This window comes from Cytobacillus sp. OWB-43 (genome assembly GCF_034651445.1).
Taxonomy (GTDB): domain Bacteria; phylum Bacillota; class Bacilli; order Bacillales; family Cytobacillaceae; genus Cytobacillus; species Cytobacillus kochii.
The window spans coordinates 948,818-971,243 of record NZ_JAYEFF010000001.1 but is presented as its reverse complement, the minus strand read 5'-3'; the positions used below and the strand labels follow the sequence as shown (position 1 = coordinate 971,243).

Here is a 22,426-nt window from a genome sequence, read left to right as displayed (position 1 = left end):
AAGAGAAGTGACAGTATCTTATAGATTGAAATGTATTCTGATGGGGTCAATCTATTAGTAAGCAGTTATATGTTGAACAAAGGACTTTGTGCACAAAAAAAATCTATATAACATCACAATAAAAGTGGATAGTAAGTCACTCAGTAGGAGAATCAGAGATGAGCGCCTCGCAAAGGGGGTTAGCAAGTCACTCGGAAGGGGAATCAGAGATGAGCGCCCCGCAAAAGGGTTTAGCAAGTCACTCGGAAGGGGAATCAGAGATGAGCGCCCCGCAAAAGGGTTTAGCAAGTCACTCAGAAAGAAAACCAGAACTGAGCGCCCCGCAAAAGGGTTTAGCAAGTCACTCAAAAGGAGAATCAGAGATGAGCGCCCCGCAAAAGGGATTAGCAAGTCACTCGGAAGAAGAATCAGAGATGAGCGCCCCGCAAAAGGGGTTAGCAAGTCCCTCAGAAAGAAAACCAGAGATGAGCGCCTCGCAAAAGGGATTAGCAAGTCCCTCGGAAAGAAAACTAGAGATGAGCGCCTCGCAAAAGGGTTTAGCAAGTCACTCGGAAGGGGAATTAGAGATGAGCGCCCCGCAAAAGGGATTAGCGAGTCACTCAGAAAGAAAACCAGAAATGAGCGCCTCGCAAAAGGGATTAGCAAGTCCCTCAGAAAGAAAACCAGAAATGAGCGCCTCGCAAAATGGTTTAGCGAGTCCCTCAGAAAGAAAACCAGAGATGAGCGCCCCGCAAAAGGGTTTAGCAAGTCCCTCAAAAGGAGAATCAGAGATGAGTGCCCTGCAAAAAAGTTTAGCAATTCACTCAGAAAGAAAACCAGAGATGAACGCCTCGCAAAAGGGTTTAGCAAGTCACTCAGAAAGAAAACCAGAGATAACCGCCTCACAAAAAGGGAGTTATTCAGCAATTTATTTAGAACCAAACACAAATGAAAGCCGAGCAAGGGAGTGCCCGGCTTTCATAAATTCGTTTAGGATAATGCGAATTACTTAGATAGTAAAAGAAATATTCTAATGAACTATAACCATAATCATCACAAGCTTTATCCTATCCCACTAACAATCAATTCAGCAGCTTCTTCAGCTGTTTTCCCGTCAACATTGATTTTTAGATGATATGGTTGATAATGAGCTTGTCTTTCTTTGTAGAGATGATACATTTCGTCAGTAGAAAGACCATTCAATTTCGGTCTTGTATCTTTAATCAATGGGTATCGATCGAGCCAATTTTCCCATGAGAGCTCGATAAGGACAACGGTACTGTTTTGTAAACAAATTTCGCGGTTCTTACTGTTTAAAAAGGCGCCGCCGCCTAATGAAAGAATCTGTTTTTCTTCGGCAGATAGTTGTTCAATCAATTCGCTTTCAGCTTTTCGAAAAATTTCTTCACCATGATCAAGGAAAATTTTTGAAGTTGACATCCCAAACTGTTGTTCAATGCGTTCATCCGTGTCGATTAAACCCCACTGTAATTTCTTAGCTAATTCCGTTCCTATGGATGTCTTACCGACCCCCATAAACCCAATAAGTACAATACTCTTATCTTCCATAGACTGTCCTCCTGAATGTTATATAAAATATCATATCATAACGTTTTATGTCGCAACATCGTTTCTATCCAATGTTTTTTATTTTCATTTCTATCATTTCATGTTATATTGAGTGCATCATATGTTATAAGTTTTCACTGGGGGTGCCTTCACATAGAGGCTGAGATTGAATGCCGTTCAAAACCCTTTGAACCTGATCTGGTTTGTACCAGTGGAGGGAAGTGTGTCGATGTAGTCGTCCTCGCTTCCTTTTGGAAGTAGAGGATTTTTTTTATATATGAATAAATGCTAGGGGTGCCAAATACTTGGCTGAGATGAACCCTTTGAACCTGATCTAGTTAATACTAGCGTAGGGAAGCGAGTGACGTCATACATATCATGATGACCAAAGCCGCTTATTCAAAATAGCGGCTTTTTTATTTTTATCGAAAGGAGGAAAGGTCTATGAATAAAATCCAAAAAATGACGATGACGGCAACGATTGCAGCCATCACTACTGTGTCGAGTAGTCTCATTTTTATTCCGATTGGAATAGCGAAAATTTTTCCGATTCAGCACTTGGCGAATGTATTATCTGCTGTACTTCTTGGACCATGGTATGCCGTTAGTCAAGCGTTTCTTTCATCTACATTGAGAAATATGATGGGGACTGGAAGTGTTTTTGCCTATCCCGGGAGTATGATTGGCGCATTACTTGCAGGGTTCCTTTATCAAAAAACGAAAAAAATTGGCTTCTCAGCACTAGGTGAAGTCGTTGGAACAGGAATGATAGGGGCAGTAGCGACTTATCCGATTAGTACATTACTTTTAGGACAAGAAGCAACCCTTTTCGGATTCCTACCAGCATTTATGGTGAGCTCGTTTACTGGAGCAATTTTAGGATATGGTTTATTAAGAGTATTAATTAAGAATAAAGCTATTGGAGGTTACATCAATGAAAACAGCATTAACGATCGCAGGTTCTGATTCAGGAGGAGGAGCTGGGATTCAAGCAGATCTTAAAACTTTTTCCGCCAATGGTGTGTTTGGCATGTCCGTCATTACGGCGATTACCGCTCAAAATACAGTAGAGGTACGTTCGGTACAGGATATAGAAATCAATATTATAAAAGACCAAATAGAAGCTGTGTTTGATGATATCCAAGTTGATGCTGTCAAAATCGGGATGTTGTCATCTAGTGAGACTGTAAAAATCGTCGCAGACCGTTTAAATCATTATAGTCCAAAAGTGATTGTGTTAGATCCTGTTATGGTTTCAAAAGGTGGACATCATCTTTTAAAGGAACAAGCTATTGAAGCATTAAAAGCGAAAATGTTACCACTTGCGACTGTAATTACGCCAAACATTCCTGAAGCTGAAGTACTTTCGGGTATGACAATTCGCACGGTTGATGATATGGAGCAAGCTTGTAAAAAATTATATGAATTAGGGCCAAAAGCCGTCTTATTAAAAGGTGGACATTTAGAAGGAGAACCGAATGACTTATTATGGGATGGACAAAGTTTCAACTGGTTTAATGGTCGAAGAGTAGAGACAAAAAACACCCATGGTACAGGTTGTACTCTATCATCTGCCATTGCTGCTGGGTTAGCAAAAGGGGAAGAACTTATTGAGGCCATACAGTCTGCGAAAAATTATATTTCCATAGCGATTGAGCATAGCCTAGCACTCGGTCATGGGCATGGTCCGACAAATCATTTTTATGAGTTATACAACAAAGCAAAGATGGAGGAAAGATAATGGCGATTTCAAGTGAAGCAGTTGAGAGAGTCTTTCAGCAGTTACAAGAACAAACCCCACTCATTCATCATTTAACAAATACAGTAACTATTAATGATTGTGCAAATGTGACCCTAGCAATGGGCGGTTCACCTGTTATGGCCACCCAACTCTTAGAAGTAGAAGAAATGGCTATGATGGCAGATGGGCTCGTAATTAATTTTGGTACTATTAATGATGCGATGTTTGCGGCAATGATTAAAGCTGGACAAACTGCCAATAAAAAAGGGGTCCCAGTAATATTTGATCCAGTTGGTGTTGGTGCAACCACTTATCGCACAAATAAGGCAAAAGAGCTAATTAGCACAATAAAAGTGTCCATTATTCGCGGCAATGCTTCTGAAGTTTCTGCTCTTATTGGTAAGAATACAAAAACGCGTGGTGTTGATGCAGGGGCAATTGAAATAGCACCTGAAGCACTTGCAAAGGAGGCAGCTGAAGTCCTAAACTGTCTCATTGTTATTAGTGGAAAAGAAGATGTCATTACAGATGGGAAGCAATTAGTTGTGATTGATAATGGAGATTATCTTTTGACGAAGGTAACAGGAACTGGCTGCATGACAGCTTCATTAGTAGCAACTGCTGCTGCTGTTTCAGAAAATTGGTTTGACGGGGCTGTTATTGGTATGGCTACTATGAGTCTAGCAGGGGAAATCGCAGCTAAGAGCTTACATGCCGGTGAAGGGTTAGGTTCATTTCGAGTGAAGCTAATGGATACGATTAGTACAATGAATGCAGCCATATGGCTAGATGGAGTGAGGCAAAACTAATGGATTACCGTTTATATTTAGTCACAGATGATAAAATAGCAAACAATGAATTATATGATATTGTTCGAAGTGGTGTAAAAGGTGGTGTGACCATCGTTCAATTAAGAGAGAAGACAGCGGATGGTCAACTCTTTTATGAAAAGGCGAAAATATTACAATCTATATTAAAGCCATTGGATATTCCACTGATTATTAATGATAGAGTAGACATCGCTTTAGCGGTAGGTGCAGCAGGTGTGCATGTTGGACAAGATGATCTGCCATGTGCCGTCGTTAGAAAGATTGTTCCTGATGATATGGTAGTTGGTATCTCTGTATCCAATGTGGAAGAAGCGAAACTTGCTCAAGAACAAGGAGCAAATTATGTTGGAATAGGTTCGGTGTTTCCGACAACTTCTAAATCAGATGCTGATTTATTAGCACCAGGTATGCTCGAGGAAATCATTGCAGCGATTGATATTCCTGCTGTCGCTATTGGTGGTATTCAACTAGAAAACATAAAAATGCTTAAAAATCGAGGGTTAGCAGGTGTTTCTGTTGTCTCAGCAATTAGTAAATCTAAAAATCCAGAAAAGTCAGCTCGAGATTTACTTCAATTATTCCTTTAGACCTAAAAAATATCATAAGTGTAGTTAAAGAGAACTTATTCCATTGACAAGATACTATTAATATACTAAAATTACTTTTGGTTCGAGATATTTCATTTTAGTGTATTTCGAATAAATTATTACGACATTCGGAGGTCTTCACATAATGGCAAAAGTTCTATTTGTAAACGCAAGTGATCGTCCAGTTGAAGCTGGAATTTCTGTAAAAATGTATCATGCATTTTTACAATCATATAAAGAATCAAATCCATCAGATGATATTACGGAATTGAATCTTTTTGAAGAAAACATGCCTTACTATGGTAATGATGCAATCAATGGTACTTTTAAAAAGAACCAAGGGTTGGAATTAACTGCTGCAGAAGAAAAGGGTGCGGCGCTAGTTGAGAAGTATTTAAATCAGTTCTTTGATGCTGATAAAATCGTTTTCGCATTCCCACTTTGGAATTCAACTGTACCAGCTCCATTGATCAGCTATGTTTCTTACTTAGCTCAAGCAGGTAAAATGTTTAAATATACTGCTGAAGGTCCAGTAGGATTTGCTGGCGACAAGAAAGTGATGCTTTTAAATGCTAGAGGTTCTGATTATTCACTAGAAGGTATGGCTGCTGGCGAAATGGCAGTTAACTTAGTAAAAACAATTATCAGCCTTTGGGGCATTACTTCTCCTTCAGAAGTAGTGATTGAAGGACATAACCAATACCCAGATCGTACACAAGATATTATTGAAGAAGGATTACAAAACGTAGCTAAAGCTGCTGCTCAATTCTAATTCGATACGAAAGCATCTCTATATTTTTGTAGAGGTGCTTTTTTTGTCTAAAGGACGTCCTAAAACTTGTATTTAGGAAATCACGGTCGCTCATTCTTTGTGTAAACCTTGAATAAACTTGACCAGTATCACACAACTCGATGATGTGTAAAGAGGTTAGGATTCAAAACAGGAAGACATTTTAAACAAGCTAGTAAGATAAAAACGTATACGCAGTTAAATATGTTTTTTAACTACAAGCATGAATGATTGCTGAGGAACTATTTGTCGAATCAGTACCCAATCTGTTACGAGCTTACTTACTTATCTTAAAGTAGAACAAAACAGAGTGAGGAATGGCCTCACTCTGTTTGCTATTGTTTTTCAATTTTTGAAGGATTGTTTATTTTATAAGGTACTGTTTCTTCTACTTTATGCTCTTCATCGACATCGTCTTGGGCTTTTGGTAATTTCTTTTTGACGATTTTGCCATTAAAGGAAAGTTTGTCTCCGATAGCTAATTCTTGTTTTTTTAATGTTTTAGAGTGACTGCACCAAGCTAGTCCAATTGGTAAAGGGTCGTCTTGATGAATGACAACCTCATCGAGCACAATGACTTCATCATGGTCCTCAGTGAAATGGTTATAGCTTAGCGCAAATTGCTTCACAATTGCTGAAAAAGCGACCTTATCTTCAGGAAGTTGGATTTTTTTAGCTGCTTCTTTTTTCTTTGTTTTCGTTTTTGTAGCTGTGATTTTCGGCGGTGTTGGCGCTTGCTCTTTTGTTTTTTCGTCGGCCTGTTTTTCTTCTATTTGTGCGGTGTTTGGTTGTCCAGCAGCATCAAAAGCTTCTTTACCAAAGTTGCCTGCTTGCATTTCTTTTAAATAAGCCGGATGAATGCAACTTAGTTTTCCATCTTGGAACTTGATTACAATGGTGTAATGATCATCTTCTTCACCGTATGCTTGATAGCCGACAATTTCTACTTTGCGTTGATGGGTTTTTTGTTTAAACCAAAACGTTTTCTTGGCAGGCAGCTTCCATTCTTTTAACTTAGTTTCGTATTCTTCTTCAGATTCAAACGGTTGAATCTCACCTTGAGGTGGGAGATAATTAGTTTGATTCGCATCCTCGATATGAGGTAATGTAATAGCCATGATTGGATCTCCTTTCCTTTTTCCATTATTAATTACTATAAAAAGGTTTAAGAATGGCGAAATAGAATATATTTAGTTAATATAACGCATATGAGCAAAAAAATGAACTATTTAAGGAGTGTTAAAAATTATGACGACCTATTCTAGTCGAAAAGAGATTCCCGTAGAAGAAACTTGGAATATCACTGATATTTATAGTGAGGAGTCTGAGTGGCAAAAGGATTATGAATCCATTCAGTCGTTAGCGCAGGAGTTAGCTGGGTTCGAGGGGGAAATAAGCGATGGGCAAAGTTTATTTCAATTTCTGAAGAAGCAGGAAGATTTATCTTATTTGTTTGGTAAAGTATATGCTTATGCGATGTTACAATCTGATGTTGATACAAGGGATAGTCGTGCTCAAAGTTTATTAGATCAATCGAAACAACTAAGTGTAAAAGTAAGTAGTGCAACTTCTTTCTTTATGCCGTTTTTACTTAGCTTAGATGAAGCGACATTAAAAGCTTATATTAAAGAAGAAGAAGGGCTGCAATATTTTGAAGAAGACTTACTCGAATCGTTTCGTTATAAAGCGCATGTGCTTTCAACTGAGCAAGAAAGTTTATTATCACAACTCGGTGAATCACTTTCTGCACCATCAAATACATATAATATGATTAATAATGCTGATATTGAGTTTGGTCTCGTAACAAATGATAATGGTGAAAAAGTAGAACTTACACGAGGAATGTATGCGAAATTAATTGAAAGTGATGATCGACAAAAGCGGAAAGAAGCGTATAAGGCGTATTATAAGCCTTATGTACAACTTAAAAATACAATCGGCTCGACTTTATCAGCAGCGATCAAGAATAATGTTACAACCACAAGAATAAGGCAGTATCCTTCTGCATTAGAAAAAGCATTATTTGGTGATAATGTTCCGAAAGAGGTTTATCATAATCTTATTCAGTCCACAAGAGACCATTTGCAAACGATGCACAAATATACAGCATTAAGAAAAGAGTTATTGCAGTTAGATGAATTAAGACAATACGATTTAAGTGCCCAGCTTGTGAAAGATGTCGATATACAGATTCCATATGAAGAGGCATTTGCCACGATGTGTAAAGCGTTAGCGCCACTAGGGGAAGAGTATATTTCTACATTGCAATCGTTTAAAGAACATCGTTATATTGATGTAAGAGAAACGAAAGGAAAGCGCTCTGGTGCTTATAATATGGGGGTATATGGTGTACACCCTTATATACTTTTAAATCATCGTGATGATCTTGATAGTATGTTTACACTTGCGCATGAATGTGGCCACGGTGTTCATAGTAAATGGAGTGCCCAGCATCAGCCGCAAATTACGGCAGGCTACAGTATTTTTGTCGCTGAAGTTGCATCAACTGTAAATGAGGTACTTTTAATAAAATATTTACTTGATCACGAAACCAATGAAGACATTAAACGACATTTACTTAATCATTTTATTGATCAGTTTAAAGGCACATTCTTTACACAAGTCATGTTCAGTGAATTTGAATGGAAAACGCATCAATTAGCAGAAGAAGGTAAAACGTTAAATACAGAAGTGTTTAATGGTATTTATGAACAACTATTTAAAGATTATCACGGGGAAAGCCTTGTATTAGATGAAGAGGTAAAATATGGTTGGTCAAGAATTCCGCATTTTTATCGACCATTTTACGTATATAAATATGCGACAGGTTATGCTTCAGCCATTCAATTAGCAACGAAGATTTATAATGGCGATGAGGAAACATTAAAGACTTATCTTGAGTTTCTAAAAAGCGGGAGTTCAGAATTTCCATTAGACTTATTAAAAAATACGGGCGTGGATTTAACGACGTCAAAACCGATTGACGAAGCGTTACAAACGTTTGAAGAGCTTGTGGAAGAGTTCGCAAGATTAAGCTAGAAAGAAAAAAGACGGAAAGCATATTGCCTTTCGTCTTTTATCCATGATGGAGGAAAAAAATATGCAACAAATGATAGTGATTGGAGCAGGCATACTAGGTGCATCTACGGCTTACCATTTAGCGAAAGTTGGTTTTAAGGTGACAGTAATCGATCGGCAAGATGCAGGGCAAGCGACAGAAGCAGCTGCGGGTATCGTCTGCCCATGGTTGTCACAACGTCGAAACAAAGCGTGGTATCAGCTTGCTAAAGGGGGAGCGAAGTATTATCAACAATTAATTCCAGCACTTGAAGCGGAAACTGATCAAGACACCGGTTATAAAAAAGTAGGTGCGATTAGTTTACATCACGACGAAACAAAACTTGAAAAGATGATAGATAGGGCGATAAAAAGGCGAGAAGATGCACCAGAAATCGGTGAAATCAAAAATTATAATCAAGAAGAAACGAGAGACGCCTTTCCACCACTGTCGCAAGATTTTCAATCAGTATATGTGAGTGGAGCGGCTAGAGTAGATGGGCGTAAACTTAGGAAGGCACTGCTAAAAGCCGCCGAACTATATGGCGCAGATATCATTCATGGTGAAGCTTTTTTAGTAAGTGAAAATGGTCAACTAGACGGGGTAAAGGTGAATGGAGAGCTATTACATGCAGATAAAATCATCGTAACCGCCGGCGTTTGGGCAAGGGAATTATTAGAGCCAATAGGGCTCAACTTTCAAGTTAGCGCTCAAAAAGCACAAATTGCCCATCTTCACGTACCTGATGCAGACACATCTGAATGGTCTGTGGTTCAGCCTCCAACAAATCATTATTTACTCTCTTTTGAAGATGGTAAAGTCGTTGTTGGTGCGACACATGAGGATGAACATCCGTTTAATACGAATGTGACAGCGGGGGGCGTGCTTGAAGTATTATCTAAAGCGTTGACTGTGGCACCTGGTTTACAAGCAGCAACTCTTGTTGAGACAAAAGTGGGATTTAGACCGTATACACCTGGTTTTTTACCCGTTATAGGTCAAGTTCCTGGGTACGAGAAACTATATGCTGCCAATGGTTTAGGAGCATCTGGATTAACATCTGGTCCGTATTTAGGTGCGCAATTAGCAAAGCTTGTAAGTGGCGAGGAATTAGATATTGATATAGCCCTATATAATATTAAAGACGCCTTTAGGTAATAAAAAAAGAGGGAGGTGCAAATATAAGAATATTATAGCACTTACCTCTTTATCCTATTGATGAAAGAATATTAGCGAACATTCATATCCGATGGATCTGGTCCTTTTCTTTCATTGCGATTAAGTTTATTAATGGTTTCCATTTGTGCTTGCGAAAGCTCAAAATCAAAGACATCGAAGTTTTCTTTAATTCTAGAAGGAGTAACTGACTTAGGAATAACAATTGTATCGTTCTGCAAATGCCAACGCAGAACTACTTGGGCAGGTGTTTTTCCTACTGAGTTGGCTATTTCTTTAATTGAATCAAGTTGTAATACTTCCCCGCCTTGTTGTAAGGGGCTCCATGCCTCAACATAGATATCATGTTTCTTACAAAATTCCTTTAATTCGTTTTGTGATAAATAGGGGTGACATTCTACTTGATTTAAGACAGGTTTGACTGAACACTCATTTAATATACGTTCTAAATGTTCAATATGAAAGTTGCAGACGCCGATCGCTTTTACACGACCATCTTTATATAATTTCTCTAGTGCTTTATATGTATCTACATAAGTATCGAATTGTGGTGTTGGCCAATGAACCAAGTACAAATCAACATAATCTAATCCTAACTTTTCTAGACTTTCGTCAAACGCTTTTAGTGTCTGTTCATATCCTTGATCAGTATTCCAAACTTTTGTCGTAATGAATAGATCTTCTCTAGCAATACCAGCATTTTTAATGGCTTTGCCGACACCTTCTTCATTTTGATAAATCATCGCTGTATCAATGGAACGATACCCAACTTCAATGGCTGTTTGCACAGCAGCGGTTGCTTCCTCATTTTGCACTTGCCAAACACCAAAGCCAAGTTGGGGCATTTCTACTCCATTGTTTAAAGTAATTGTATTCATGTAGTACCTCCTTTAATGTTATGGTCATATTATGGCATATGATGTAATTTTTGCAAAAAGAAAAGCTTCGTGACTAGAAAAAAACAATAAATGCACAATAATTCAAACTTTTTGTTTTTATCTGTACCCGTTTCCATGTATCATAGAATGAAAGGAAAAAATATAGAAGGATGGTTTAAAGATGGGAAAGACTGCGCTGATAGCAGGTGCAACAGGCCTAGTTGGGCAAGAATTATTAAAATTATTACTACAAGATTCGTATGAGAAAGTGATTGCTATTGTTAGAACACCGCTTCATATGAAACATGAAAAATTGATTGAATTAGTCATTGACTTTGATTATTTAGAAGAATATGCCGAACATTTTTGTGTTGATCACGTTTATTGCTGTTTAGGAACGACCATTAAAAAAGCAAAAACAAAAGAGAAAATGATTAAAGTAGATGTAGATTATCCTTATACGATGGCAAAATTAGCGAAAAGTCATGAGGTTGAACATTTTGTCATTATAAGTTCTATCAATGCAAATGCTCGTTCTAAATTGTTCTATCCAAGGATTAAGGGCTTACTAGAAGATAAACTAAAAACATTGTCATTACCTGCATTATCGATTGTAAGGCCTTCATTGTTAATGGGAGAACGATTAGAAAAGCGTAGAGGGGAACTTGCGGGTAAAAAGCTGTATCAACTTTTGTCGCCATTATTGAATGACGAGAAAAAAATGAAATATGCCATTGAAGCCAAGCATGTTGCTCAAGCAATGAAATGTATCACTGATATGGAGAAACAAGGGGTTTGTATTTATTCTTCAGAGCAACTAATGAAGATTGTTCAGTCTCAACAAAACATATTGTCAAAATAGGGGAGGAGTTGACGTCTGTTTTGGAAAAAATGAAAACTATTTCAAATGAACTACAAGATTGGATTATTGATACATTAAAACAAGGAGTAAGTCCATTAGCTATTACGAATGGTCTGATTAAAAAAGGATTTGATGCTAGGTTTGCCTATGAGACAATGTTTGAAATTGCGTTTGCCAGTTCAGATATTAAAGGTGCCTCAACTTATCAATATGAACCTGTCTATTTAAATGAACAACCTCATTCCATTGTGGTAGATAATCAAATGGTGTTTGTTCGCTCTAACTTTATAAAACCCACGATTATCCAATTAGACCATGTATTATCAGATGAGGAATGTGATTTTCTCATTGAACGGGCGAAATGCCGCCTTCAGCCTTCTAAAGTAATAGATGCGAATTCTGGAGCAGAAAAAGCCGCTGCTGGTAGAACGAGCAAAGGGATGTATTTTAAGCTTCAAGAAGATGATTTTATTGCTCGAATTGAAAAACGAATCAGTTTGCTGACCTCTTATCCAATTGAAAATGGGGAAGGTTTGCAAGTATTGCATTATGAAGTCGGTGATGAATATAAGTCTCACTTTGATTTTTTTCCGGAAAACCGTGTAGACAATCGTAAAGGCGGCCAAAGAATAGCGACGATGCTAATCTATTTGAATGATGTCGAATCAGGCGGTGAAACGATATTTCCGAAGATTAATGCTTCATTTACCCCTAAGAAAGGATCTGCTGTCTTTTTTCACTATAGTAATTCTCTAGGTGAAGTCGATCGCAAATCATTACATTCAAGTTTACCGGTACAAAGAGGAGAAAAGTGGGTGGCAACCAAATGGATTAGACAAAAAGCGATTGATTAAAAGCGTGGTGATGATAAAAATATGGGTGCTGTTTTTTATCATTGTTTTTTTATTTAGTATAGCTTTTTGGATTGATAGAAAAAGGAGGCATCATCCATATTCGCCTCCTACTAATGTAAATATGAGAGAAGATAAAATGATGATGTTGGGTGATAACAAGTATTTAAATGGTGGAGAATGACGATGAAACTATGTTGCGGGTGCAACAATTTCGACCTTCATCCGGTCTGGATCTATAAACAGCATAGTGCCCTGTACCACCAGCGAAGGGGTGCTTATCTTCATAGAGAATTGTGACATGATTTTCTCTTAATTTTTCTGTAATCACATCAACCTGCTCTCGTGACTGTGCATGAAAAGCTAAATGATTAAGGCCAACGCGACAACGATGATAGGGGATGTCTAAATATTTCTCTTCTGCTTGTACAATGACTAAATAACTGTTCTCTATTTTCCAACTTTGTCCGTACTTCCATGTTTGAAAACGACTGTAACCCAGCTCTGTTAGTAATATATCCCAAAAAGCTACACTACGTGAAAGTTCTGACACATACAATTCTATATGATGAATCATTCCTTTAGACATTGGTAATGCCTCCTTAGCTTGCCTCATTAATCACTTGATTCCACAGAGAATGCTCATCTTCATCCACCTTTTTAGTTAACTTATACGGTATCAATAGCAACATCATCTTGTAGAAAAGTTACGGTGTTACTGCATAATAACCGATTATACCGTTATGTATTTGAACTTCTTCTAATTGCGAGCTTTCTATATCCGTTATAAGGGTAACTAAATTTAATGAGCAGGTTTCGATTAATACCCCTATTTTTTGTCTTTGTTAGAAATCCAATCGGAAGGGCAACAAGTGGTTTTTTTCTACTATCCTTTATACAACCACAAAGTTTCTCATTATAAGATTGCTGTCACAAGATATCAAATCAGCGTTCTGTTGACACTCTGTTAAATAGAATGTGAAGGGAAAAATATGAAAATAAGATTATTTTTTAGTGCAAGTCATGTGTTCATCAACTCAGGAAACATCCCCCAAATTAATTGGGGGAAGCCTTCATTATCACCTAATGGACCCGGCTGCAAATCAACAGGCCGTTTCTCACCTATAGTCAACGTATTATTTCTCAAGCTCAGCTTTTAAACGATTAAGCCTTTGTAGTTCTTCTTCAATTTCTTTCATTCGTAATTCTTGTTTCTCAACTGAACGTCCAAATGACTCTAACTTTTCGATATCATCTTGTAAGCGCATATAGTCCATTTTTAACTCTGCTAATTGGTTTTCAATTTCCTTTAATGTCATTTATTCTCCCCACCTATGTATATAATCCTTTTTAGTTTAACGTATATCTTCACTGGTTACTAGTATATGGAGACATAATGAAGACGCTTCTGCATATAGATGGAGTAAGGGAAACGTAAGTCTTTACTTCTTAGAAGAAACGGAGGAATGAACTTCACCATTTATGGAGGAGGATGATTCCGATCGAAGCCGATGTCTTGATTCAATTACTCGTGTTAATTGTCATGATAATCGATCTCGCCAAAGAAGAGAAGTAAAGCAGTGAATTATAAAAAGCGAGACGCTATAGTCTCGCTTTTTATTATTGCTCATCTTCTTCGTTCTCTACATATGGTTCTTCTTCATAAGCTTTTAAATCACCGAAAGTGGTCATAATGCCTTCTTCATCAAGTGCTTCTTCATAAGCACGTAACTGTTTAGTGTCAAAAATTTGAATGTTTTTGCCATCGATATCCGTTCCCACACTATTTTCGAACTCTTCTGTATAGCCAACATTTTCACCGGAATTAAGATACATTTTTTCATAATCTGTTGGGGCATCGTATAAATCTGACGGTCCATCTGAATTCCCCCATTTTGCAACAGATTGCCAGCTATCTTCTTCATCAAAACCGTTATTATCATCATGTGGTACCTCGACATCGGCATTAATGACTTCTTCTTCTATTGGTCTGTACTCATTTAAGTTCTGCTGTTGACTATGTTCAATGCAAGTTGTTGCTGTTGGCAATGCCTCAAGGCGGCTTAAGGGAATCTCTTTTTGACAAACTTGACACACTCCATAAGTTCCTTTTTCTATAGCAGTAAGAGCTGTGCGAATTTCATCCACTTCATCTCTATAATGATCGTCTATGGCTAGGTCCTTTTCTCTTTCATATAATTCAGTCGCAGAATCAGCTGGATGATTATCGTAATTAGATAATTCTCCTGAAAAACCAACATTATTTTGATCTTCATGTAGTCCGAAATGATGATTTTGCTCTATTTGTTGTTCATTTTCCTTCAAAGATTGTGTTAACAATTTTTTAAAATGATGTAGTTGTTCAGCAGATAACATAATGAAGTCCTCCTATCTTTGTTGCTTATATTGTCAGCGGTTTGTCTCTTTATTATGTAAGGTTTATTCAAAGTGATTTGTGTTTGCATGTGTTTGTTTTTTTAGGAATAAAATAGTAGGCAATCTGTGATAGGAGGAATGATTATTTTGTCTTTTTAAATAATTCTCAGTAATTCAAAGAAACAGAAATATACCTTGAGCTCGCCAAACTTATGCAGATTCATTTATGAGATAGCCGAAGAGTGTTATAGTAGAGTGAAGTTATACCAAAGGATGATGAACAATGACAGACTTGACTATGAAGTTTAAAGAGAAAATTCATTTTCAAGAGAAGATTACATTTAATAATCTGGACGAAGTTCTAAGAAAAACAACAAATATCTTCCCGTTTGAAAACACGAGTATTATGGCGAGAAGTACAACACCTATTACGAAAGAATTAATTGAAGAAACTTGTTTAAACAATGGATTTGGTGGTGTTTGCTATCATTTGAACCCTTTGCTTTTTTATGTATTAAAAGATGAAGGATTAGATGTAAAATTAGTAAAAGGGAATGTCTATGATCACACTAATCAAACATGGTCAAGTACTGGGGACACGCATGTATTTATCATTCTCACTAAAGAAAATAAACCTTTCTTAGTAGATACAGGTTTTGGCAATAATTTACCTTTAAAAGCTGTACCGTTAGACGGTGAAGAAGTCAAATCAGCGAACGGTTTTTTTAGAATCACATACAATAACGATGAATATATTTTAAATATGAAAAAAAACGGTGTACATGATTGGAAAACAGGGTATAAATTCTCTTTGGCAAACACTATACAATCAGAAGATGAATTAACAACCATACAAGACACCATTATTCATAGTGAATCATCACCTTTTAATAAGGGTTATCTATTCACATCTATTAGAGAATATGAAACGGTTACGTTGACAGAAAGTTCCTATACCCTAAATGTAGGGGGAAATATAACGAAAAGAAAAGTAGCAACAGCTGAATTTTTACAATTAGCTAAAGATCTATTTGGGATTACATTAAAGAATAAATAAAAAACTGGAGCCTTTATTAGGCTCCAGTGTGAATGAATTATGCGAACAATGCCAGTTCCTCTTCTATTTTAATGCGTATATTTTCAATGCATTCCGGCAAGTCTTTTCCAAATATCCTTTGTCCGTTTACAAGCGCATATGGTCTCATTTTGCAAAGACCACATAAGTTTTGACAATCATAGCTCATAACAGCTACTTCGGGATATTTTTCTAATAGTGCTTGCAACGCTTCTTCTGACAAGAGGTTCATGTCGCAAATTTCTAGTAATATTAAACCCATGGTTATCACACTTTCTTTCGTCTCACAAAGTACTAGATAAATACATGATTTCATGTTATTTTATTTTTATACCTTTCAGTATAAAAATGCATTGACTTTTTGTAAAGCATAACAGATTGGAGTAAAAAAATGAACATCAAAGAAACATTACGTCAGCTATTAACGAATAGTGATATCTATCATCAAGAGCCGATGTCAAAACATACATATATACAGGTTGGTGGCGAGGCGGAAATTTACGTACAGCCAAGAAATACTGAAGACGCACAAAAGGTCGTAAAATTTGCCTTCGATAAAAAGATTCCTCTAACTTTACTTGGAAAAGGAGCAAATGTCATTATTAGTGATCATGGTTTACCTGGAATTGTGTTAAACCTGAATCATTTTAATGATATTTCTGTTAATGAAAAACAAATAACAGCAGGTAGTGGCGCTGAAATTATTCATGTTTCTCGTACTGCATATGAACACGGGTTAGATGGGTTAGCGTTCGCATGCGGGATACCAGGAAGTGTAGGCGGTGCGGTATTTATGAATGCAGGGGCATACGGTGGTGAAATCTCGAATGTATTAACAAAGGTCATTGCTTTAAATACGGAAGGTGAGTTATTAACGCTAACACCAGAAGACTTCGATTTTGCTTACCGTACAAGTGCATTTGCTAAGAAAAAGCTAATTGTACTAGAAGCGACATTCACGCTACAAAAAGGAAATAAAGCAGACATAAAAGCAAAGATGGATGAATTTACCTTTGCGAGAGAATCGAAACAACCACTAGAGTATCCTTCTTGTGGTAGTGTCTTTAAACGACCTCCTGGATACTTCGCTGGGAAGTTGATTCAAGATAGCGGCTTACAGGGCTTAACGGTTGGGGGCGCGCAAGTGTCGACGAAACATGCAGGTTTTATGGTGAATATGAATGAAGCGACTGCTAGTGATTATATTCAGCTCATTCATCTTGTACAAGAAAAGGTCTTTGCCAATTTTGGTGTGAAGCTAGAAAGAGAAGTACAAATTTTAGGGGATTATGAGGAGAATGAAAGGGGAAAGAATCATGAGTAAAACAGATTTATTTAAAGAAGTCATGGGTAATTACCCTACAGGTGTCACTGTTGTCACAATGATGGACGAAGAAGGCACACCTATCGGTTTAACGGTGAATTCATTCGCTTCTGTTTCATTAGATCCAATGTTATTATTGTGGTCAATAGATAAAAGAGTATCTTCTTATGAGAAGTTCACGCAAACGAAAAAATTTGCTGTCCATGTATTAGCTCATGATCAAGCAGAAGTTTGTTCATTATTTGCTTCAAAAGGTCTTGATCGTTTTAAAAATACTGATTGGTCTGAATCAGCCAATGGATTGCCAATTATTGCTGATTGTGCTGGTGTATTTCAATGTGAGATGCATGACACAATTGAAGCTGGCGACCACAGTATTTTAGTGGGAAAAGTGGTTGATATAGAAAGCAATAAAAAAGAACCGTTATTATATCATAAGCGTAAATTCGCAGGTATTCCTGACAGTTTTTATGAGTGAAATGAATAATTTACATAAACAGGACGGACAAAAGCCAAAAGCACCGTTCTGTTTTTTTATGATGTAAATAACAGAATTTTTGGTTTTTAGGAGGTAAAGATGGATACAGTGCTTCAAATAGAAAATGTCTACTGGTCAAGAAATCAGGAGCTCATCCTACAAAATATGAATTGGCATGTAAATAATGGGGATCATTGGGCAGTGCTTGGTTTAAATGGATCAGGAAAGACCACATTATTAAATATGGTTATGGGCTATATTTGGCCAACAAGTGGACAAATTTCAGTATTGGGTCATACATACGGAAAAGTAGATATACAGCAAGTAAGGCAATCCATTGGATGGGTATCCTCTTCTTTTCAAGAGAAGATTCGTCCATATGAGCGAGTACAAGATATTATAGTAAGTGGGAAATACGCATCTATCGGACTTTATGAAGAACCTTCAACGGATGATATTGAAGAAGCAAATGAATGGTTAGAGCAATTCCATTTAACCCAATTACAGAATGAAACTTATCAAACTTGCTCTCAAGGTGAGAAACAAAAAATATTAATCGCTCGTGCCCTAATGGCCCATCCAAAATTGCTCATTCTTGATGAACCAACAACGGGACTAGATTTTGTTTCTCGTGAACAGCTGCTGGATTCAATTGCTCGTATCTCAAAACAAAAAGAAGCGCCGACCATTATTTTCGTTACCCATCATATTGAAGAAATCATTCCTATTTTCAATAAATCTCTATTAATCAAAGACGGTACGGTATTTAAAAGTGGAAATACATCTGAGTTACTTACGAGTGAAACATTAACTGATTTTTTTGGCATAACAGTTGAAGTAGACAGGTATTCAAAAAGAATGTCTTTGAAAAAAACATATTGACACAAATATGAAAATAGTGGTAATATTCAAAAGACGCTATTTACAAATGAGAGGAGGTAAGGACGATGAAAGCAAGAGTGAAGGCATTCATGAATACAAATTCATATTCGTCCCTACCTTTTTTTCGATAATGCTTTATTCTTTTAATGAATAGAGGTATGGCAACACGTTCATACCTTAGAAGAGAAATGCGGCCTCTTTATGGGGGCCGCATTTTCTTTTTTTTGGAGAAGTAAATAGGGGAGATAAACAGAGACTTGCCATGTAAATTTCGGTGCAAGTCGAGTTTTTCTAATAGATAGTTGAATAAGGATAAGGGGATGTTAAAGATGAACAGAAAACAAAGAATATTACTATTAAAAAAGCAGCGTATAGGTTGTGGGTAGAGGAATCAGACAGCAAGAGAGGAAAGGTTGTGAAATAAATGTTTGATGTGTTAAAGAAACTCGGTTGGTTTTTCAAAAAATACAAAAAGCAATACGGTATCGCCGTTCTATTATTGATGTTAGCTACTGTATTAGAAATTATTCCACCGTACTTAATTGGGGTCATTATTGATTACATTACAGAAGGTGAAATGACGCGTGATTTACTCATTCAGTATGTAGCGGTCTTCTTAGGTATTATTATTTTTAGCTATATGTTAAATTTCTTTTGGCAATACGGTCTATTCGAAGGATCCGTCAACTTGCAACGATTAATGCGGCGAAAATTAATGAGCCAATTTCTGCGTATGACACCGACTTTTTATGAAAAAAATCGCACCGGAGATCTTATGGCCAGGGCGACCAATGATTTGAATGCTGTCTCGTTAACCGCAGGATTTGGGATTATGACGTTGATTGACTCTACTTTCTTTCTCGGTGGTATTATCTTAGCGATGGGCTTCATGATCTCGTGGGAACTTACTTTTTTCGCCATGTTACCTGTCCCAGTTATGGCCATATTAATTCAATATTATGGCAAACTTGTCCATGAAAGGTATATGAGAGCACAAGATGCTTTTGGCGAGATGAATGATAGTGTTTTAGAATCCGTCTCTGGTGTTAGAGTTATTCGCGCCTATGTGCAAGAGAAGGCAGATGAACAACGTTTTGCTGATATGAGTGAAGATGTTTTTGAGAAAAATATGCATACCGCCAAGATAAATGCTTTATTCAATCCAATCACAACAATTGGAACCGGCATTAGTTATATTGTCGCACTAGGTTATGGATCAGTATTAGTGGCTAATGGAGACTTATCTGTTGGGCAATTAGTTACCTTTAATGTTTATTTAGGATTAGCGGTTTGGCCAATCTTTGCTATTGGTGAGTTAATCAATGTGATGCAACAAGGGAACGCTTCTTTAGACAGGGTGCAAGAGACATTAAATTATGAAGCGGATATCATGCCGCCAACAAAACCTTTAGCAGTCGATAAGCCCCATACTTTACAATTCCAAGAGTTAACCTTTCAATACCCTACGAGTAAAGTCGTTAACCTCTCAAATATTAATTTAAGCTTAAGAAGTGGTGAAACGTTAGGAATTGTGGGTAAAACAGGCGCAGGGAAAACGACCTTTATTCGCCAATTGTTGAGGGAGTATCCTTTAGGAGAAGGAGGAATATCTATTGATGATATCGACCTTTCCCAACAGACGAAAGAACAAGTATTAGATTGGATTGGTTATGTACCGCAAAGTCACGTGCTTTTTTCTCGAACAATTAAAGAAAATATATTATTCGGTAAAGAAGATGCCACAGACGAAGAAATAGAAAAAGCGATTGATTTGGCTGCTTTTACAAAAGATTTAGCTTATCTTCCGCTCGGGTTAAATACGTTAGTAGGTGAAAAAGGTGTTTCCTTATCAGGGGGACAAAAGCAGCGGGTATCGATTGCTCGCGCATTAATTAAAGATCCTGATATTTTAATATTAGATGATTCCTTATCTGCTGTAGATGCAAAAACAGAGTCTGCAATTATCAGCAATATTCAACGCGAAAGAGCGGGAAAAACGACAATTATTACAACACATCGTTTATCAGGTATTCAACACGCAGATCAAATTATTGTTTTAGATAATGGTGTGATTACACAAGTAGGTACACATGATGATTTAATTAATGAAGACGGTTGGTATAAAGAACAGTATGTACGCCAACAGCTAGAGGGGGCCAATTCATGAGCACAGGCAAACAATTATTATCGTATGCGCTAAGGTTTAAAGGCACCATTTTACTCGGGTTGTTATTTCTATCCATTGCAGTGTTCACTGACCTAGCGGGCCCCTTTATTGCTAAACACATCATTGATAATCATATGACAGTCGGCCAATTTGACTTTACACCAATTCTATACTTACTCATTCTATATTTCTCGTTATCAATTTGTACGGCTATTTTCCGTTATTTTATGTATTTACAATTACAAAAGGGTTCAAATAGAATTATTCAAGCATTAAGAAAAGATGTATTCAAGCATATTCAAACATTACCAATTGGTTTTTTTGATCAATTACCATCTGGTAAAATTGTTGCAAGAGTGACAAATGATACAGAGGCAATAAGAAACTTATTTGTGCAAGTACTTTCGAGTTTTGCTACGAGTGCCATTTCTATAACTGGTGTCTATATTGCCCTATTCATTTTGAACTGGAAAATGGCTTTAATCGCACTCGTTATGATACCAATCGTTTATATTTGGATGATTCTATATAGAAAGTATGCTTCACAGTATAATGACGTGATCCGAACAAAAATTGCTGATATTAATGCAATGATCAATGAATCCATTCAAGGGATGACTATTATTCAAGCTTTCCGTCGAGAAAAACAAATGACGAAAGAGTTTGATGAAATGAATGAAGAACATTATCAATATGAGAGAAAGCTAATTATTCTTGATTCTGCGACTTCTCATAACCTTGTAAATACGTTAAGGCTACTGTTATTTACATGTTTTATCATTTATTTTGGGACACAATCATTTAGTGGTACACAAATAGTGACAGCTGGAACACTATATGCTTTTGTTGACTATTTAACAAGACTTTTTAATCCGATTACAAATATTGTGAATCAATTTTCGCAAATGGAGCGTTCACTCGTAGCCGGTAATCGTGTATTTGAAGTCTTAGCACTAAAAGGTGAGAAGGTATCTAATGAAAAGATACCAAAATATAAAGGGCATGTGGTGTTTGATCAAGTATCCTTCGCATATAAAGAACCTGATTTTGTTTTAAAGGATATTTCATTCCAAGCAAAAAAGGGAGAAACGATTGCGCTCGTGGGTCATACAGGTTCAGGAAAAAGCTCGATTATGAACTTATTATTTCGCTTTTATGATCCAACAATCGGTAAAATTTATATTGATGGAGTGGATATTACGACGATACCACGACAAACGATTCGTGAACATATGGGGATAGTTTTACAAGACCCGTATCTTTTTACCGGGACTATTGCTTCGAATGTAAGTTTAAATCAACCTAATATTACAAGAGAAAGAGTGGAGCATGCGATTCAGTCAGTTGGTGCTGATCGAGTGCTATCACATTTAGAAAAAGGGATAGATGAACCGGTAATTGAAAAAGGAAGTACTTTGTCTTCCGGTCAAAGACAATTAATCTCGTTTGCACGGGCGCTCGCTTTCGATCCAGCGATCCTAATCCTCGATGAAGCAACATCAAATATCGATACAGAAACGGAAGAGATTATTCAAAACGCAATGAATGTTCTAAAACAAGGAAGAACCACTTTTATCATCGCTCATAGACTGTCTACAATTAAAAATGCTGACCGCATTTTGGTGCTTGATAAAGGTGAAATCAAAGAACAAGGCAGTCATGAAGAGCTCATTGCAGCAGGCGGTATATACGAACAAATGTACGAGATGCAAGCGAAATCTTTACAAGCATAAGAAAAAAACCAATCTGAGTATAAATCTTAGATTGGTTTTTTTATTTAACTAATAAATTAAACGAACTATG

The 22,426-nt window shown here is 36.9% G+C and carries 22 protein-coding genes, 1 pseudogene and 2 riboswitches; of the genes and pseudogenes, 16 read left to right on the top strand and 7 right to left on the bottom strand.

The genetic code is table 11. The features are described from left to right. Positions 1-158: 158 nt before the first annotated feature. Complete coding sequence (locus U9M49_RS04795; protein WP_322909396.1) at positions 159-992, top strand: hypothetical protein; 834 nt, start codon at positions 159-161, stop codon at positions 990-992. 49 nt (positions 993-1,041) lie between these two features. Here U9M49_RS04795 and U9M49_RS04790 read toward each other — a convergent pair whose 3' ends face one another. Beyond that, the gene (locus U9M49_RS04790; RefSeq protein ID WP_322909395.1) at positions 1,042-1,548 is read right to left on the bottom strand and encodes a shikimate kinase; all 507 of its coding nucleotides are present in this window, start codon (positions 1,546-1,548) and stop codon (positions 1,042-1,044) included. A 129-nt stretch (positions 1,549-1,677) separates the two neighbouring features. After that, positions 1,678-1,785, top strand: a riboswitch (TPP riboswitch). Between the two features lie 43 nt (positions 1,786-1,828). Beyond that, a riboswitch (TPP riboswitch) is annotated at positions 1,829-1,921 on the top strand. A gap of 71 nt (positions 1,922-1,992) precedes the next feature. On the opposite strand from U9M49_RS04790, the gene thiW reads away from it, so the two are divergent. From thiW to U9M49_RS04765, 5 genes are all read left to right on the top strand, one after another. Beyond that, positions 1,993-2,514 carry an energy coupling factor transporter S component ThiW gene (gene thiW / locus U9M49_RS04785; protein ID WP_095373195.1) on the top strand — a complete coding sequence of 174 codons (522 nt, stop codon included), beginning with the start codon at positions 1,993-1,995 and terminating at the stop codon, positions 2,512-2,514. Next, on the top strand, positions 2,483-3,289 hold the full coding sequence (thiD, locus tag U9M49_RS04780; RefSeq protein WP_322909394.1) for a bifunctional hydroxymethylpyrimidine kinase/phosphomethylpyrimidine kinase: 807 nt from the start codon (positions 2,483-2,485) through the stop codon (positions 3,287-3,289). The genes thiW and thiD overlap by 32 nt, the downstream gene beginning before the upstream one ends. Beyond that, positions 3,289-4,098 carry a hydroxyethylthiazole kinase gene (gene thiM, locus U9M49_RS04775; RefSeq protein WP_322909393.1) on the top strand — a complete coding sequence of 270 codons (810 nt, stop codon included), beginning with the start codon at positions 3,289-3,291 and terminating at the stop codon, positions 4,096-4,098. Before thiD ends, thiM begins: the two co-directional genes overlap by 1 nt. Further along, positions 4,098-4,706: a thiamine phosphate synthase gene (gene thiE / locus U9M49_RS04770; protein WP_233435246.1), complete on the top strand. Its 609-nt coding sequence runs from the start codon at positions 4,098-4,100 to the stop codon at positions 4,704-4,706. Before thiM ends, thiE begins: the two co-directional genes overlap by 1 nt. Before the next feature lie 145 nt (positions 4,707-4,851). Then, complete coding sequence (locus U9M49_RS04765) at positions 4,852-5,478, top strand: FMN-dependent NADH-azoreductase (RefSeq protein WP_095373199.1); 627 nt, start codon at positions 4,852-4,854, stop codon at positions 5,476-5,478. A 353-nt stretch (positions 5,479-5,831) separates the two neighbouring features. On the opposite strand, the gene U9M49_RS04760 is transcribed toward U9M49_RS04765, so the two are convergent. Further along, complete coding sequence (locus U9M49_RS04760; RefSeq protein ID WP_322909392.1) at positions 5,832-6,614, bottom strand: hypothetical protein; 783 nt, start codon at positions 6,612-6,614, stop codon at positions 5,832-5,834. 130 nt (positions 6,615-6,744) lie between these two features. On the opposite strand from U9M49_RS04760, the gene pepF reads away from it, so the two are divergent. After that, on the top strand, positions 6,745-8,535 hold the full coding sequence (pepF, locus tag U9M49_RS04755; RefSeq protein ID WP_322909391.1) for an oligoendopeptidase F: 1,791 nt from the start codon (positions 6,745-6,747) through the stop codon (positions 8,533-8,535). A 61-nt stretch (positions 8,536-8,596) separates the two neighbouring features. Then, positions 8,597-9,712 carry an FAD-binding oxidoreductase gene (locus U9M49_RS04750; RefSeq protein WP_322909390.1) on the top strand — a complete coding sequence of 372 codons (1,116 nt, stop codon included), beginning with the start codon at positions 8,597-8,599 and terminating at the stop codon, positions 9,710-9,712. A gap of 71 nt (positions 9,713-9,783) precedes the next feature. On the opposite strand, the gene U9M49_RS04745 is transcribed toward U9M49_RS04750, so the two are convergent. Further along, positions 9,784-10,608 carry an aldo/keto reductase gene (locus U9M49_RS04745; protein WP_095373203.1) on the bottom strand — a complete coding sequence of 275 codons (825 nt, stop codon included), beginning with the start codon at positions 10,606-10,608 and terminating at the stop codon, positions 9,784-9,786. Positions 10,609-10,789: 181 nt separating this feature from the next. Here U9M49_RS04745 and U9M49_RS04740 point away from each other — a divergent pair, with 181 nt between their 5' ends. Together U9M49_RS04740 and U9M49_RS04735 are read left to right on the top strand one after the other, a co-directional pair. Beyond that, positions 10,790-11,470 carry an NAD-dependent epimerase/dehydratase family protein gene (locus U9M49_RS04740; RefSeq protein ID WP_095373204.1) on the top strand — a complete coding sequence of 227 codons (681 nt, stop codon included), beginning with the start codon at positions 10,790-10,792 and terminating at the stop codon, positions 11,468-11,470. Positions 11,471-11,499: 29 nt separating this feature from the next. Next, the gene (locus U9M49_RS04735) at positions 11,500-12,324 is read left to right on the top strand and encodes a 2OG-Fe(II) oxygenase (protein ID WP_180317079.1); all 825 of its coding nucleotides are present in this window, start codon (positions 11,500-11,502) and stop codon (positions 12,322-12,324) included. Between the two features lie 189 nt (positions 12,325-12,513). Here the strand turns inward: U9M49_RS04735 and U9M49_RS04730 are convergent. From U9M49_RS04730 to U9M49_RS04720, 3 genes and pseudogenes are all read right to left on the bottom strand, one after another. Next, positions 12,514-12,910 (bottom strand): annotated as a pseudogene (locus tag U9M49_RS04730) (VOC family protein). 547 nt (positions 12,911-13,457) lie between these two features. Beyond that, a complete protein-coding gene (locus U9M49_RS04725) occupies positions 13,458-13,640 on the bottom strand; it encodes an SE1832 family protein (protein WP_095373208.1) in 183 nt (60 codons plus the stop codon). 301 nt (positions 13,641-13,941) lie between these two features. After that, positions 13,942-14,697, bottom strand: coding sequence for a TraR/DksA C4-type zinc finger protein (locus tag U9M49_RS04720; protein ID WP_307318515.1), 756 nt, complete (start codon positions 14,695-14,697; stop codon positions 13,942-13,944). Positions 14,698-14,980: 283 nt separating this feature from the next. Here U9M49_RS04720 and U9M49_RS04715 point away from each other — a divergent pair, with 283 nt between their 5' ends. Further along, complete coding sequence (locus tag U9M49_RS04715; protein ID WP_095373210.1) at positions 14,981-15,754, top strand: arylamine N-acetyltransferase family protein; 774 nt, start codon at positions 14,981-14,983, stop codon at positions 15,752-15,754. 37 nt (positions 15,755-15,791) lie between these two features. Here the strand turns inward: U9M49_RS04715 and U9M49_RS04710 are convergent, their stop codons facing one another. Then, on the bottom strand, positions 15,792-16,034 hold the full coding sequence (locus U9M49_RS04710) for a DUF1450 domain-containing protein (protein WP_095373211.1): 243 nt from the start codon (positions 16,032-16,034) through the stop codon (positions 15,792-15,794). A gap of 129 nt (positions 16,035-16,163) precedes the next feature. Between U9M49_RS04710 and murB the strand changes: the two genes are divergently transcribed. The 5 genes from murB to U9M49_RS04685 all read left to right on the top strand — a co-directional run bounded on the left by murB (position 16,164) and on the right by U9M49_RS04685 (position 22,356). Then, entirely contained in the window at positions 16,164-17,096 is a 933-nt protein-coding gene (gene murB / locus U9M49_RS04705) for a UDP-N-acetylmuramate dehydrogenase (RefSeq protein ID WP_095373212.1), read from the top strand. Further along, positions 17,089-17,574, top strand: coding sequence for a flavin reductase family protein (locus tag U9M49_RS04700; protein WP_233435247.1), 486 nt, complete (start codon positions 17,089-17,091; stop codon positions 17,572-17,574). The genes murB and U9M49_RS04700 overlap by 8 nt, the downstream gene beginning before the upstream one ends. A gap of 99 nt (positions 17,575-17,673) precedes the next feature. Then, positions 17,674-18,456 (top strand): ABC transporter ATP-binding protein, encoded by a 783-nt coding sequence (locus U9M49_RS04695; RefSeq protein WP_095373213.1) that lies wholly within the window; start codon positions 17,674-17,676, stop codon positions 18,454-18,456. 424 nt (positions 18,457-18,880) lie between these two features. Continuing rightward, entirely contained in the window at positions 18,881-20,623 is a 1,743-nt protein-coding gene (locus U9M49_RS04690; RefSeq protein ID WP_095373214.1) for an ABC transporter ATP-binding protein, read from the top strand. Beyond that, positions 20,620-22,356 (top strand): ABC transporter ATP-binding protein, encoded by a 1,737-nt coding sequence (locus U9M49_RS04685; protein WP_095373215.1) that lies wholly within the window; start codon positions 20,620-20,622, stop codon positions 22,354-22,356. The genes U9M49_RS04690 and U9M49_RS04685 overlap by 4 nt, the downstream gene beginning before the upstream one ends. The last annotated feature ends 70 nt before the right edge of the window (positions 22,357-22,426 follow it).

Excerpts from the sequence above, each read along its gene's own strand:
- thiE (WP_233435246.1), top strand. The coding sequence starts at position 4,098 with ATGGATTACCGTTTATATTTAGTCACAGATGATAAAATAGCAAACAAT.
- U9M49_RS04700 (WP_233435247.1), top strand. The coding sequence starts at position 17,089 with ATGAGTAAAACAGATTTATTTAAAGAAGTCATGGGTAATTACCCTACA.
- U9M49_RS04720 (WP_307318515.1), bottom strand. The coding sequence starts at position 14,697 with ATGTTATCTGCTGAACAACTACATCATTTTAAAAAATTGTTAACACAA.
- U9M49_RS04760 (WP_322909392.1), bottom strand. The coding sequence starts at position 6,614 with ATGGCTATTACATTACCTCATATCGAGGATGCGAATCAAACTAATTAT.
- U9M49_RS04745 (WP_095373203.1), bottom strand. The coding sequence starts at position 10,608 with ATGAATACAATTACTTTAAACAATGGAGTAGAAATGCCCCAACTTGGC.
- U9M49_RS04690 (WP_095373214.1), top strand. The coding sequence starts at position 18,881 with ATGTTTGATGTGTTAAAGAAACTCGGTTGGTTTTTCAAAAAATACAAA.
- U9M49_RS04790 (WP_322909395.1), bottom strand. The coding sequence starts at position 1,548 with ATGGAAGATAAGAGTATTGTACTTATTGGGTTTATGGGGGTCGGTAAG.
- U9M49_RS04715 (WP_095373210.1), top strand. The coding sequence starts at position 14,981 with ATGACAGACTTGACTATGAAGTTTAAAGAGAAAATTCATTTTCAAGAG.
- thiW (WP_095373195.1), top strand. The coding sequence starts at position 1,993 with ATGAATAAAATCCAAAAAATGACGATGACGGCAACGATTGCAGCCATC.
- U9M49_RS04740 (WP_095373204.1), top strand. The coding sequence starts at position 10,790 with ATGGGAAAGACTGCGCTGATAGCAGGTGCAACAGGCCTAGTTGGGCAA.
- U9M49_RS04750 (WP_322909390.1), top strand. The coding sequence starts at position 8,597 with ATGCAACAAATGATAGTGATTGGAGCAGGCATACTAGGTGCATCTACG.
- murB (WP_095373212.1), top strand. The coding sequence starts at position 16,164 with ATGAACATCAAAGAAACATTACGTCAGCTATTAACGAATAGTGATATC.
- U9M49_RS04685 (WP_095373215.1), top strand. The coding sequence starts at position 20,620 with ATGAGCACAGGCAAACAATTATTATCGTATGCGCTAAGGTTTAAAGGC.
- U9M49_RS04735 (WP_180317079.1), top strand. The coding sequence starts at position 11,500 with ATGAAAACTATTTCAAATGAACTACAAGATTGGATTATTGATACATTA.
- U9M49_RS04795 (WP_322909396.1), top strand. The coding sequence starts at position 159 with ATGAGCGCCTCGCAAAGGGGGTTAGCAAGTCACTCGGAAGGGGAATCA.
- thiD (WP_322909394.1), top strand. The coding sequence starts at position 2,483 with ATGAAAACAGCATTAACGATCGCAGGTTCTGATTCAGGAGGAGGAGCT.
- U9M49_RS04695 (WP_095373213.1), top strand. The coding sequence starts at position 17,674 with ATGGATACAGTGCTTCAAATAGAAAATGTCTACTGGTCAAGAAATCAG.
- U9M49_RS04725 (WP_095373208.1), bottom strand. The coding sequence starts at position 13,640 with ATGACATTAAAGGAAATTGAAAACCAATTAGCAGAGTTAAAAATGGAC.
- U9M49_RS04765 (WP_095373199.1), top strand. The coding sequence starts at position 4,852 with ATGGCAAAAGTTCTATTTGTAAACGCAAGTGATCGTCCAGTTGAAGCT.
- thiM (WP_322909393.1), top strand. The coding sequence starts at position 3,289 with ATGGCGATTTCAAGTGAAGCAGTTGAGAGAGTCTTTCAGCAGTTACAA.
- U9M49_RS04710 (WP_095373211.1), bottom strand. The coding sequence starts at position 16,034 with ATGGGTTTAATATTACTAGAAATTTGCGACATGAACCTCTTGTCAGAA.
- pepF (WP_322909391.1), top strand. The coding sequence starts at position 6,745 with ATGACGACCTATTCTAGTCGAAAAGAGATTCCCGTAGAAGAAACTTGG.